Origin of the sequence: Bradyrhizobium sp. 142 (assembly GCF_023074015.1) — a bacterium.
Taxonomy (GTDB): Bacteria; Pseudomonadota; Alphaproteobacteria; order Rhizobiales; family Xanthobacteraceae; genus Bradyrhizobium.
Genome location: NZ_JADPKQ010000036.1, coordinates 1 through 13,112, shown reverse-complemented (window position 1 = coordinate 13,112; position 13,112 = coordinate 1). Strand labels below are relative to the sequence as shown.

The window sequence follows — 13,112 nt, the reverse complement described above, 5'->3', positions numbered from 1 at the left end:
CGTAGATTGCATCGTAGATTGCGCTTGCGCCTGTAGTGCATCTGCCGCAAATGTCGGGCAAGCGGGAGCAAGGAAGCGAGCGTGCCATGACCGACACCACAAGCGTCATCACTGAGAAGCGCGGGCAGGCGTTCTGGATCACCATCAACCGGTCGGAGAAACGCAACGCACTGAACGGCGACGTGATTGCCGGCATCGCCAAAGGGTATCGGAACGCGCATGACGACAAGGATGTCCGCCTCATCGTGCTGACGGGCGCGGGCGACAAGGCGTTCTGCGCCGGCGCGGACCTGCAGAACTCCGGCGCGGCGTTCGCGATGGATCATTCCAAGCCGAATGTCGACTATGCCGATCTGTTGCGGTTGTCCCAGAACGCGACCAAGCCGGCGGTTGCGCGGGTCTGCGGGGTCTGCATGGAAGCGTGATCTCAACAAGCGGTCTGGATGGAATCCATTTCTCCGCAAAAAACAATGGCGGATCTCGGCAACGCCCTAGCTAACAAGGTTTTAGAGATCTTTTCGCGCACAGCAGAGTAAACGTCCGCAGGTGAATCTTTGCGCAGCGCCCCGAGGGCGCGAACTACTCGTGAGGGAGGGTCTCACCCGGATAATTGTCGATTGGTTCGGAAGCTGGCAGGCGGCTCGGCCGGGTAACGGGCTGGATTGGAGCCCTGCGAGGAAGGCGGCCCTGGGCCGCTGAGCGATCCGCTGGGCCGTAACAAAAATGAAGCCCGAGCAGGCCTCGAAAGTTCGAATGGCGTGCGATATTCTTGACGCGGGTTTAGCTCGCGAGCCAACCGTAATAACGGATACGGTGGAAGCTTTGCGGCAAGAACATGCATCAGGAAGCCGGATGAATTCGTGGGGTATCGAGCGTCATCAGCTTGTATCGCTCGGGACCTTCGATGAGGTAGTCCTTCCACTGGAAGGTGACGGCGCTGTCGTCGAGCGCGACCAGGCGCCGGTTGGAGATGGCATGCGGTGGGTGTAGCGCAGCGAGATAGCGCAAGACTTCCTCGGGGCCACCGAACAGCCGTTTGCTGTATACGACCCATTCGCTGCACTACTTGTACAATTGAGAAAGCCTCGGCTCTCGAGACTCACAAGGGAGCGTGAGGGGAGCGAACCCCGATAGATTAGGTCCTCGTGGATAGGTGCAAGAGCCAGCAGGACTGTCTCCCGAGGATCGGGCCCCGGATAGGACCGCGATTGCGCGATCCAGTTGAGGATCACCTAAACCCATGGAGGCCGGGTCAGCTTGGACCTCGATCGTGGGTGCGACGCCGACGCTTTCCAGCCGCTCACCGTCAACTCGCACGTCCTCGACCGCGAGCAACAGCAAGCCGCCGCCGATGAGGAATGCCGTCGCAGCGAGGACAGCTCCCTCGGTTCGGCTACCGATGACCTCTCCAAGCTGATATTTCTTGAAGCCATAGGCAAGGACCTCCTGGCCGCTGCGGGTCCCCCCGGTTGACAAGCATAGCGACGGGCTTGCGCCACTTCACGTTCCGGAGTTCGCTGGCGCCATGGTCGGCGCGCGCGTTTTGAACAAATCAAGATACTCGGGAATCGCGCCGCCCCAGCCATCGCGCAGGTCCCAGATCAGCGCGTCGGCGTCGTTCAGCGGACTTTGCGATAGAAGATGCTCGAGCGTCCGCTGATACACGGAGCCAGCGTAGCACCAGACATGAACATAGCCGATGCTTCGGCCGTTGGCCCGTATTATGCGGGCACTGGCTTTCAAGCCATCCAAGAACATGTTGGGCTCAATATCGACCGGGGTAGCGGATATTTGCATAAATGCGCCGGCGCGACGCAGGCCCAGCACGACCTCCTTGCCAATTTTGTCACGGAATGACTGTACCGGCTGAAACTGTGCACCATCGGCGAAGACGATCACATCGCCAGCGAGCAGGCCGGCTTGTTGGGCCGGCGTGCCTTCGATAACGCCGGTAATCACGCTGTGGCCCTGCATGTCGAGACGCGAGAGGACGCCAATGCCGGGATAGGAGATACGGCCACCCGGAAAAGCGCGTTCCAGTCCGCGTCGCCTTAGCGCACCAGCAAAGATATCGGAAAGCTGGTAGTACTCTGGTTCGTGCGGTGTGTGGTAGCGGGTATGCGAAGCATGCAGCTCGGAGAGCATGCTATTGATGACGCTGGCCAGCGCATCTTCGGAACTCGCCCGTGTGGCGTCCGGCAAGTAACGTTCCCGGGCCGCCGACCAATCGAGCCCGTGTAGGTGCGGATCGTAGAACCGATCTCGCAGGGTCCGCCATACCTCCTCGAACGTGGCGATGCGTGCGGACACGGCCTGGGATGTGGCCGAATCCGCTGCTTCTCGCTGCTCGGCCCACAAACCGTTGGGGCCAGGGCTGATGCCGCAGCCATTGATGTCAGCCGCAAAAATTGGCGGCGGGACGGTGCTGAAGTTGATGACCTTCTTCATCGTACAACCCTGCGATGGAGCTCGTCGCTGCTCACCAGGTTGGAACGTTATGGTGAATAAGCTCTGGGCCGACAGTCACGGTGTTTGCCCGGTCGGATGTATAGCCTGCCGGTTTCGAGACTGCATCCGATCGCTCGGACTGGTTGACAGTGAGAAGGCGGCTGCTTCGCCGGAACATGGAAGGAACAACTGAAAGGCTGACCGCGTTTTTCAAAATTGTTCCCCCTCAAGGAGGTTTGCACCATGAACAGGCCGATATGTGCATTGGCTGGTTTGGCCCTTGCCCTCGCCGCGACGCCAGCAACAGCTCAGGATTTTGCCCGCGCGCGGGTAGGCACCCTTACCTGCTCCAAGTCCCCGAGTGTAGGTTTCGTCGTCGGGTCGCAAGCACAACTAAACTGCATCTATGCTTCCATGCGGCATGGGCCGCGCCAGGCCTATGTCGGCACCGTGGACACGCTTGGCCTCGATATCGGGGCCATGTCGGGCGGCCGCATGAGCTGGGTCGTCTATGCCCCCGCTGGAGGGCGTCCCGGCATGCTGGCCGGCGACTACTCAGGCGCCGCCGCGGGGGTGACTGTCGGTGCTGCCGGCCCGGGAACCAATACGTTGGCCCGCGGACCGGATCAGGCGGTTGTCTTGCAACCGCTCGCCGTTCAGGGGCAGTCCGGTGCCAACCTTGCCCTCGGCATCTCGCACATGACGCTCCAGCCGGCAGCTCGATAGCGCGTCCGTCGCTGCGTGATTGAGACCTTTTGCTTGCCAGGCTAAAAAGGAGTGGCCCGTGTCGCAGTTTGCGTCGCGAACGGGCCGTCCGGCTTTGGAGATGGCCGCTCCTTTTTCATGCCGACGAGAATGGAGCGCGCGCGTGGTCGCCGAAAATCGACACGCAGCCGTACGAGCTGCTCCAAATGTGCCACGTCCTCGACAGCGAGAATGGTCCCGACGCGGACGTCGACCTTGTCGAGGTCAGAGGTGAAGATGATGGGTTTGATGGGACGCTGGCTTCATGTTCCACTCTTTGCTGAGGCTCGGTCGATCGCGTCGAATTCGGTCTCGCTCAAGCGCCAACTCAGTGCATCGAGATTGGCCCTGGCGTGATGAGGCTTGGTCGCGCCGGGGATGGGAATCACGTGACTGTCGCGCGCCAACAGCCAGTTCAGGGCGACCTGGCTGATGCTGGCGTCGTGCGCGCGGGCAATATCGGCAAGACACGTCCGCAGCGCTCTCGTGCCCATGCTGTCCGATGGTTCCGTGAGGCGGCCGGACGCAAGGGGAAAATACGCGACCAGTGCCACATCGACCTGACGGCAGGCTTCGAGCACGCCATTTGTTTCCGCTGCTCGTCGGAGCAGGCTGTAGTTGACCTGATTGGCGGCGAGCGGAACGCCTGCCCTTGCGAGGTGATCGGCGATGCCGCGCATCTGGTCCGCATTGAAATTTGCCACGCCGACCGCGCGTGCCTTGCCGGACTTCACCGCTTCGACGAGACCTTCGGCGAACACTCCCACGTCGATCAAGGGCAGCGGATAATGAACATAGTAGAGATCGATTGTCTTGAGGCCCAGCCGCGCGAACGACCTGTCAAGCGCGCTCATCAGACGGCGCGGAGAGGTTCGGCCCGGAAAGGGAAGGAATTTCGATGCTATCACCGCGCCGGCGGGACCGGCGCGCAAGCAGTCACCCACGACGCGCTCCGAGAAATAGATCTCAGCCGTGTCGATCATGCACGGGCCGGCATCATGAATGGTCCTGTATGTTTCCAACACGGCTCCACGATCGGCACGCCGCCACTTGTTCGTGCCGATGCCCAAGGGCAGCACATGGATGCCGGTTCGACCCAGGGGCCGCGTATCATGATCTGCGGGCATCGCTGGACCTCTTCAAGGCGAAAGCGCCGTTTGCGGTCGGTGTGATGACGCTGGCGTTTCAAGATTACGCCATAGATCGACTGTTGGTCCACATGCGGCGCTGGTACGACAGGAAGATCATCGCCAACCACTTCGTCGAGTGGCAGGGCGCGGGCGTGAAGTCGGTCAAGAACGGCTTCGCTCGTGCTGTGGAGGTGGCGAAGCTCGACCTATCGGACGGCAACGTCACGCCGCATACGCTGCGCCACACGGCGGCCACCTGGCTTATGCAGCTGGGCACTGACCCGTGGGAGGCAGCGGGCTTCCTCGGAATGTCGGTGAAGGTTCTGATCGACACCTACGGTCACCACCACCCTGACTACATGAAGGAAGCAGCTGGCGCGATCACCAAGAAGCGGGAGACGGTGCGAGCAAGGACCCTGAATCTGACGAGAGGGTTAGGGCCGCATATGCAAAATCGCCATTCAGAATACGCATCAATGGAAAGGTGGCTAGGGTCTATTTTGGCGGGTTAGAGGTCAAGCCGGGCCTATTCCAATTTCAGCCCTATGTAACGAACGCCGTGACATTTGCCTCAAGCGCGGGAGAGGATAACGACGGAAAGTGGGTAGAGACTTGGAATTTTACTCTGACTGAGAAGAATTCCGAGACGATCATCGCTTGCCTCTCGCGGTCGTAAACAATCTCGGTGAAGCAAGTAATGGCGGCAAGTTCGCTTTGTTTGCTGTCGGAGAGTTCCACCGGACGCCCAACTAATCAAAAAAGATGGAACGTACGCGGCTGCGTCGGGCCAATTGCGCCGGTCTAGCGCTCGGCTGCAAACTTCCGGTCTGTCCCTATGAACCGACATGTAGCGACACCTCGCCAACGGAAGCGATGGGCCAACAACGGACGTCGATCCATGATGATTTCTAAACAGGGAAATCTCATAAGTTGCATTATCGCGGAGTTTATGATCGGGCGCGCTGCCTCGCAGCGCAGCGTTATCTGCGCTGCCGATCGCGAACTTCCCGTGGGCTGTAGCCGAACTCGCGGCGAAATGCGCGCGCGAAATCCGATGCCAGCCTGAAGCCGTGGCTATGGGCAACCTCCTGGACGCGGCTCTCGTTTCCGGCCGCAAGCTCGGCATGTGCGGCGACCAGCCGAGTGCGCTGAATGTAGTGCGCGACCCCGCCCGCATGTTCGAACGCGCGATACAAATTGGAACGCGAGATCCGGAGCTCTTGCACCACGTGTTCCGGCGTCAGATCAAGTTCGCCCAGGTGAGCTCGGATATAACGGCGCGCCCGTTCAAACAAAACGGATTCGATGGCGCCGTGCGCCTGCTCCAGCCGATCGCGCGACGGCTGAATGCAGGCGGCAATCATTTCGGCAGTTGCCCGGCCGGCCCGCAGGAGCTCGTCCGGATTCATTCCGACGACGCGCGTCTGCAGGTTGTGCAGATAATCGGCAAGCAGTCCCACGAGGTTGCCGGACAGCACGGTGTTGCAGACCCGATCGAGATCCGCAGCGACTCCCATGAAGGCGTCGCGGGGCAAACCGAGCAGGGACGCGTCGTAATCGGTGATGCGGCCGCGAAAATCCTGATCCAGCGAAACCAGAAACACATCTCCGGGCTTCATGTGGATCTGGCGGTCGGTGGTTTCGAACCAAGCCTCGCCGGATCGCGCGTAGAACAGGCACCAATGATCGGTTGGGGAGCGGCGCACATGCTCGGTCGTCCGCGCAAAGCTTTGGGCGGCGAAATGCCCGGCGTTCAGACTGACGTGGGCCAGGTTGCACGTCATATATTCGACGTCAAACCCATCCGCGGCGCTGGTTCCGGGCGGAAGCCCCACCTCGCACATGGAGCTGATGCGGGTGTGCCATACGTCGAACTGCTCGTCGGAATGATAGGGCGCCGTCGACAGGATTCGCGGCGGCGCCGGCTTCCTGTCGTTCAGATCGCGCGGCTCGCGCGGCATCGGCTCCAGCAGCTTCACGTCGCTGGCGAGGATACAGTTATCTTGATCCATCCAGTATGGCCACGTCAGGAGCTGTCATCGAGATTTATGTTGTGATCGCCGGCGATGCCGCGACGAGTCTCGAGGGAGCGAGGTCCGCGCCGGCCCGATCCGGTTCCGGGCGGCGGACGAGGCTTGCGATGTGAGGCACACACATTACGTCTGTGCCGAAACGGGTTTCTCAATCGGGAGCTCATGACTCCGGTGGTGCACATGATGGCACTCTTCTTCTTGATGCGCATTGCTCGCCTCGGTGCATCGCCGCGCGCGCAACTTAGCCAGAACCGGCGTTCTAACAATCCGTTCCGGAAAAATCCGGAACTTCCTTGGTGCCGCGTTCGCCACGATTGACTCGAACCAGCAGCAATCAAAAACCTACATACAAATTCAGGCGAATACACGTCAAGGATGCAAGAAATACCCTGATGATTTGCCTACTCTGTTCGCAATCATCGCAAACGATAAACCTGCGGCCTTGAAAGCGGCGAGGCGATCGCGTTTCTCAACGGGCGCGGGATGCTGCTGCACCAGGCAAGGTGCAAGGCGAAGTATGCGGTACGTCTCATCCATGATGCTTTGCGTCTCAGGATCAATTCGCAACGCTGCCGCGGTGGGCACGCGACACAAATCGAGAGACAGAAGTGATTCGCGTCCTGCGCCGCGTGCGACGTTCTCGTGACGGCAGGCATCATCATCGTGAAGAGATGATGCAATGATGCACAACGTCCACCGCACGAAGCTTGGTGTCTCAGTGCTTTCCGCAAGATGATTCATTTCGTTGCGCACACAACACACCGCGCTCTGTTCCGCGCGTTGCAAGCGCAGGGATCGTTGACCGTTTCGAACTTACTCACGTAAGTTACACGTCGTTCAATCTGAGCGTGATGGTTGCAGGGCATCCGTGACGCAGCAGAGAATGCTGCCTGAAGCAGGACGTAGATGCACGTCCGAAAGACAAGAATGATGTGGAGTGCGGGGCAGTGAGAACTCATCGTCGATCTCCTTCCCGAGCAGCAAGCGAGCTGAAAACGGATTTGCGCGCCTCCAGCCCCCAGCAAAAACAAAAAGACAAGAGGGTTAGCTAGATGGGGGGGCGCAAAAAGGCATCGCCGATCGGTTCAAACAAGCTCGGCGCGACCGTTGCGGAGAGGCGCGCCGCATTGTGGATGCAGATGCCGCAGGTCGCCTCGCGCGGAATTCGCCGAACCTCCTGTCTACTGGCAGGTGTTTCCTGCGCCGCGGCGCTTCACATTGTTCGAAGATCAAAAGTCGCAGCGGATGGAGTCAGCCGGTGGCGAGTTCGTCTTCTGCTCATCCCCACGGTCCTGGGTCCCCCTTTCTTGGCGATCGTCGCGCCGGATCCCGCGCTAGCTGCCTGCACGGTAGTTGGCGGCGTTACCACTTGCGATACTGCGGCACCCAATCCGTGGACGACCAGGGTTGGAGGGGGCAGCACGGTGGCCGGCGACGATCAGACAGTCAACGTATTGACTGGCAGCGAGATCTCCGCTGGCAACGACAACGCGATTAGCATGCACAACAACGCCATCATCAACATCGCCGGAGGCGCTACCGTCCGCAACAATGCGACGAATGCTACCGGCCAATACAACACGGGCGGCAACACGATCGAGATCGCCCACGGTGGCGTTCTGACGATCGCCCAAGGCGGTCGACTGCTTGCGGAAGGAACGCAAGGCAGCGCCGAAGCTGTGAATTTCCAAGGCGCAGGCAACACGATCACCAACAGCGGCCTGATCAAGGCGACGAATTCTGTCGCCATCTGGTCTCAGAACGGGTCGGGCCTGAACACGGTCATCAATAGCGAAACCGGTGTCATCGAAGCCGGCAACGGCACGACCAGCACCGTGATCGGCGGTTCTGGTAACGGCGCTCTTGATTTCACCAACAGGGGAACGATCAGGGGAAGCATCAATCTGGCCGGCGGCAACGATACCCTGCGCCTCTTCACTGGCTCGACGATCACCGGCAACTTTAGCGGCGGCGCCGGCACCGACGCGATTTTCCTGAGCGGTACCGGCAGCGCTACATTGCTGGGCAACTTCGTCGGCTTCGAGACGCTGACAAAAAACGGCTCCGGCATCTGGACGCTCAGCGGCACCATAACGGGCGTGACCGTCGCCTTGGTGCAGGAGGGCACGCTCGTCCTGACCGGGAACAATGCGAGCTACACCGGACCGGTCATCGTCGATCCCAGCGGGACGCTTGAGGCACGAGCTCAAAGTCTGCCACCGACGGTCACGGACAACGGACTGATACGCTTCGTTCAGCCGGACGCGGGGGTCTACACCGGGACGATCACCGGGACTGGCGCGGTCGAAAAAACCGGCGTTGGCATCCTTACGCTCGCACCCGCCGCCCCGGGAAATACGTATTCCGGCGGTACGTTCTTCAATCAGGGAACGGTTGCTGTTGGTGCCGACATTGCGCTTGGAGCCGCCACAGGCGGATTGACCTTCAACGGCGGAACACTGCAGTTCAACAACAGTTTTGACCTCTCCGCCGGCCGGCCGATCACACTCAACGCAGGGGGCGGCACGATCGACACCCAAGGTTTCGCGTCCACCATTGAGCAGGGAATCTCGGGCAGTGGCGCTCTTGCAAAGACGGGCGCCGGCACACTCACTCTGAACGGAACTAACACCTATACCGGAGGCACGACCATCTTCGCGGGTACGCTGCAACTCGGCAATGGTGGGACCAGTGGCAGCATCGTCGGCGACGTCATCAACGACGGCGCGCTCATGTTCAATCGTAGCGACACGATGATTTTTCCCGGAGCGATCTCCGGGACCGGCAGCGTAAGCCAGATCGGCACCGGCACAACGGTCCTCACAGCCAACAGCATCTACACCGGAGGCACGACCATCGCCGGAGGTACGCTGCAACTCGGCAATGGCGGCACCACCGGCAGCATCGTTGGCAACGTCACCAATAACGGGTCGCTGGCGTTCAACCGATCCAACAGCATGGACTTCGGCGGCATCATTTCGGGTATCGGCGCGATCCGCCAGATCGGCTCCGGCCTGACCAATCTCACCGGCGACAATTCCGGCTTTGCGGGCACGACGTCCGTGGAGGCCGGCACGCTGGCGGTCAACGGCAGCTTGTGCGGCGGCATGAACGTGCTGCCCGGCGGCCGGCTGCAGGGCACCGGCACGGTGTGCGATACGACCAACTTTGCCGGCGGCACGATCGCTCCCGGCAATTCCATCGGGACGCTCACCGTCGCCGGCAACTACGTCGGCAACGGCGGCTTGCTGGAGATTGAGAGCGTTCTCGGCGGCGATGCATCGCCTACCGATCGGCTGGTCGTCACCGGTAATACGTCCGGGAGCACCAACGTACGGGTGATCAATGTCGGCGGTGCCGGCGCGCAAACGGTGGAAGGCATCAAAATCGTCGACGTCGGCGGGGCCTCGAACGGCGCCTTTGCGTTGCAGGGCAACTACGTGATCCAGGGCCAGCAGGCGGTAGTCGGCGGCGCCTATGCCTATACTCTGCAGAAGAATGGCATCAGCACGCCGAATGACGGCGACTGGTACCTGCGCTCGAGCCTGGCAAATCCGGATCCTGGTTCGCCGGCTCCGCCGCCTGTGCCCGCGGGCCCACTCTATCAGCCCGGTGTGCCGCTCTATGAGAACTACGCCCAGGTGCTGCTCGGCATGAACGACCTGCCGACGTTGCAGCAGCGCGTCGGCAATCGCTACTGGGGTGGCAGCGACGCCATGGCCCGCTCAGGCGTGGTCACCTCTCAGCCCGGCGGCTCGTCCGCGCCATCGGCGGTCTGGGGTCGCATCGAGGGCCGGCACGACGACCTGCAGCCTTCGACCACGACCGGCTCAACCTACAAGTCCGACCAAATGAAGATGCAGGCCGGCATCGATGGTCTGGCGCTGGAGAACGAGCGCGGCCGGCTGATCGTCGGCCTCACCGCGCAATATGGCCTGTCCACGGCCAACGTCGCCTCGTTCTTTGGCAATGGCCGGATCCGGGCCCAGGGCTCCGGTGTCGGCGGCACGCTGACCTGGTACGGCGACAACGGCTTTTATGTCGACGGCCAGGCGCAGACGATGTTTTACCGCAGCGACCTGTCGTCGGCGCTGGCCGGCAGCCTGATCCACGGCAACCAGGGCTTTGGCTACGGCTTCAGTGCCGAAACCGGCAAGCGCTTTGGGGTCGGCAACGGCTGGTCGCTGACGCCGCAGGCCCAGCTCGCTTACTCGAAGGTCGATTTTGACAATTTTACTGATCGCTTCGGCGCGCTGGTGTCGCTTGGCAAGGCCGACAGCCTGCTCGGGCGTGCCGGGCTTTCGCTCAACCATCAGAAGACATGGAATGCCTCGGGCCAGATCGTGCGCTCCGACGTCTATGGCATCGCCAATGTGCATTACGAGTTTCTCAGCGGCAGCAACGTCAATGTCGCCGGCACCGGCTTTGCCAGCGCCAATGATCGCTTGTGGGGCAGCATCGGCGGCGGCGGCGTCTACAGCTGGGCCAATGGCCGCTATTCGGTCTATGGCGAGGTCTCCTACAACGCGAGCCTGAACAACGCAGCTGACAATCACAGCTACAAAGGCACCGGCGGATTCCGCGTGGTCTGGTAATTGACCGGAATTCGCTACCGACCGCCCCTAAGCCGAGCCAGAAGCCGCCTGATCGCCAATATCATCGAAGCGATCCAGGACGGTCGCATCCACATTGAGAAAATCAACGCGCCATCCGTTGGCCGGAGGTCCGTTACATGTGGGTCAAAATGCGAAGAACTCAACCTGAGCAAATCCCGTCCGCCATGCCTTACTGAGCGGATCTCAATGACAAGGGCAGCCACTTCGCTGATGGGGCCATGAACAGCCGTCAACCCCGACGCGATGGACCTGTATTTCCAGGGCATCGCTTTCGCGAACAGGGGGACTACACCAGAGTACTTGACGCAGGCGCGCAGCTTTTTTGACGCGGCTTTGGCGCTTGACCCTCGTTGTATCGAGGCGCTGGTAGGCAGCGCAGGTTTGGATGAGGCAACGGTCACAGCCTTGTTAAGTGACGACCCAGCTCCGCACCTTGCGATGGCTGAGGCAACCTTAAACAAGGTTCTGTCGCTGGCTCCTCAGCATCCGTTGGCGCACCTACGATTGGGCATCGTCCTTGTTCTGACGAACCGCGCCATTCAAGGTATTGCCGAATGTGAACGAGCGCTCGTGCTCGACCGCAATTTGGCCCATGCTCACGCTTGGATTGGTCTCGCTAAAGTCTACTTCGGCCATGCAGCGGAAACCGAAGCCTGCGTGGAGGAGGCGCTTCGGTTGTCTCCTCGGGACGCCCGTTCTTATATTTGGCTGATGATCCTTGGTATAGCCAGGTTTCACCTTGATGCTAATGAGGAGGCAGTAGCTTGGCTACGCCGCGGCATCGAGGCTAATCGTAATCATCCCCTCGTATATTTTTGGCTCGCCGCCGCGTTGGCACGCCTTCGCGCATTTGACGAGGCGAAGCGTGCGGCGCGGGCGGCACTCGCCCTCAATCCGAGTTTCACCATTCGCCGCGCGCGCACCCACCTACCGAGCGACAATCCCGATTTATCTTGCCGGACGAGAGCGCTTCTATGAGGGGCTGGGCTTGGCGGGGGTGCCAGAGGAGTGATGTTGCAATTGGGTCAAAAGCGCCGGTCGAGGGCCGTGCCGCCAATGTCCGGTCTAGCCGATGCAGCGGACTTATGCGGCTTACAGAACTTCTTCGCCTTCGGGCCAAAGGACTAAACCGCTCGCGCGGTAGGGCGCTGCGGCAGGCGACCCGACCAAGACGATAGCGCGACGGGGCGTCCTGTCTTGAGATGAGGGGTTCGCAACCTCACTCAAGACAGAGTGTGCCGTGGAGCGATCAGGCTACAGTTCTGTTGCGACGGCGCACGATCGAAGCATGAAGATGCTCGATCTCGCGCCGAACATCCAGCAAGGCTGCATCCGCGGCGTCAACGATTTCGAATGACGAAACCGATGCAATCGGAGATGCGGCGATCCTCATCAGTGATGTATAAGATGACGTCTCGAAATAGTTTTCGTTAGACAAGCTCAAGGTCTTTTCGAGCAATCAAGCATCGGTTCGGCCCATGCGCTTCAAAGATCGCTACCAGGCGCATAACGCAGAAGTTTGAAATGTGCGCTCTTTTTGCAACGCGTAACTCTTTGAAATTACAAGAGGTGCGAAAGGTGTTTTTACCCATTCGCAACATTCATGCCAGAACGTTAAAGTTGTGCTCGCGGGGCGAACCGGCCGCCGTTGAAATTCACTCAACCTTCAGATCGCACGCCGCAGACAAATCCCCATAGAGCCCGCGGCCAGGCCCACGTACCCCTTCCCGCGATGTCCTTGTATGGGGCTTTTTTGTCAAGGAGTTCTTTTGTCTTTCGTCAGTTTCTTTGTTCGATCTCAAAGCCCGTTTCTTCGTCCCGACCCGCGGCTCGCTGACGTCGTCGCGCGCAGGAGCTGTCAAGGTTGGCCGTCGCGCCAACCGCGCGGCATGCTCCGGGCTTGCCAGGCCATACCTTGACAGCTTCGAGCACGACGGCACCGCTCGGTGCGATCGGGATGACGATCAGAGGGGAGCCCGCTTGCGGGGCGCGGATCAGTCGCGCCACAACCTTGTATTCGGTGGGTCCAAGGACCCAAACCATGATGCAGTCATGCGCATCGGCAGCGAAGCTCCGAAGCGGCGGACCCATTCTCCCTTTCGGCATTGAAAGCCAAGGAAACACGTCGGGGCTCCGCCACC

10 protein-coding genes and 2 pseudogenes are annotated in these 13,112 nt (G+C 60.6%); 6 read left to right on the top strand and 6 right to left on the bottom strand.

Features of this window, described 5'->3' with window-relative positions; genetic code table 11:
- Positions 1-86: 86 nt before the first annotated feature.
- Positions 87-416, top strand: a pseudogene (locus tag IVA82_RS03440) (enoyl-CoA hydratase-related protein); the annotation flags it as partial.
- Positions 417-840: 424 nt separating this feature from the next.
- On the opposite strand, the pseudogene IVA82_RS03435 reads toward IVA82_RS03440, so the two are convergent.
- Positions 841-1,044: pseudogene (locus IVA82_RS03435) on the bottom strand (transposase); the annotation flags it as partial.
- 213 nt (positions 1,045-1,257) lie between these two features.
- Between IVA82_RS03435 and IVA82_RS03430 the strand changes: the two are divergent.
- Positions 1,258-1,473, top strand: coding sequence for a hypothetical protein (locus IVA82_RS03430; protein ID WP_247384670.1), 216 nt, complete (start codon positions 1,258-1,260; stop codon positions 1,471-1,473).
- Positions 1,474-1,500: 27 nt separating this feature from the next.
- On the opposite strand, the gene IVA82_RS03425 is transcribed toward IVA82_RS03430, so the two are convergent.
- Positions 1,501-2,448 carry a PDZ domain-containing protein gene (locus tag IVA82_RS03425; RefSeq protein WP_247384668.1) on the bottom strand — a complete coding sequence of 316 codons (948 nt, stop codon included), beginning with the start codon at positions 2,446-2,448 and terminating at the stop codon, positions 1,501-1,503.
- A gap of 243 nt (positions 2,449-2,691) precedes the next feature.
- Between IVA82_RS03425 and IVA82_RS03420 the strand changes: the two genes are divergently transcribed.
- A complete protein-coding gene (locus tag IVA82_RS03420; protein WP_247384667.1) occupies positions 2,692-3,174 on the top strand; it encodes a DUF992 domain-containing protein in 483 nt (160 codons plus the stop codon).
- A 281-nt stretch (positions 3,175-3,455) separates the two neighbouring features.
- Here the strand turns inward: IVA82_RS03420 and IVA82_RS03415 are convergent, their stop codons facing one another.
- Positions 3,456-4,319 carry an aldo/keto reductase gene (locus IVA82_RS03415; protein WP_247384665.1) on the bottom strand — a complete coding sequence of 288 codons (864 nt, stop codon included), beginning with the start codon at positions 4,317-4,319 and terminating at the stop codon, positions 3,456-3,458.
- 44 nt (positions 4,320-4,363) lie between these two features.
- Here IVA82_RS03415 and IVA82_RS03410 point away from each other — a divergent pair, with 44 nt between their 5' ends.
- Positions 4,364-4,834 (top strand): tyrosine-type recombinase/integrase, encoded by a 471-nt coding sequence (locus IVA82_RS03410; protein ID WP_346658726.1) that lies wholly within the window; start codon positions 4,364-4,366, stop codon positions 4,832-4,834.
- 468 nt (positions 4,835-5,302) lie between these two features.
- On the opposite strand, the gene IVA82_RS03405 is transcribed toward IVA82_RS03410, so the two are convergent.
- Both IVA82_RS03405 and IVA82_RS03400 read right to left on the bottom strand, forming a co-directional pair.
- On the bottom strand, positions 5,303-6,334 hold the full coding sequence (locus tag IVA82_RS03405; protein ID WP_247384664.1) for a helix-turn-helix domain-containing protein: 1,032 nt from the start codon (positions 6,332-6,334) through the stop codon (positions 5,303-5,305).
- A gap of 390 nt (positions 6,335-6,724) precedes the next feature.
- Positions 6,725-7,108, bottom strand: coding sequence for a hypothetical protein (locus IVA82_RS03400; RefSeq protein WP_247384662.1), 384 nt, complete (start codon positions 7,106-7,108; stop codon positions 6,725-6,727).
- A 671-nt stretch (positions 7,109-7,779) separates the two neighbouring features.
- On the opposite strand from IVA82_RS03400, the gene IVA82_RS03395 reads away from it, so the two are divergent.
- On the top strand, positions 7,780-10,950 hold the full coding sequence (locus IVA82_RS03395) for an autotransporter outer membrane beta-barrel domain-containing protein (RefSeq protein WP_247384660.1): 3,171 nt from the start codon (positions 7,780-7,782) through the stop codon (positions 10,948-10,950).
- A gap of 264 nt (positions 10,951-11,214) precedes the next feature.
- Complete coding sequence (locus tag IVA82_RS03390; RefSeq protein WP_247384659.1) at positions 11,215-11,949, top strand: tetratricopeptide repeat protein; 735 nt, start codon at positions 11,215-11,217, stop codon at positions 11,947-11,949.
- 271 nt (positions 11,950-12,220) lie between these two features.
- On the opposite strand, the gene IVA82_RS03385 is transcribed toward IVA82_RS03390, so the two are convergent.
- Entirely contained in the window at positions 12,221-12,430 is a 210-nt protein-coding gene (locus IVA82_RS03385) for a hypothetical protein (protein WP_247493161.1), read from the bottom strand.
- Positions 12,431-13,112: the final 682 nt, after the last annotated feature.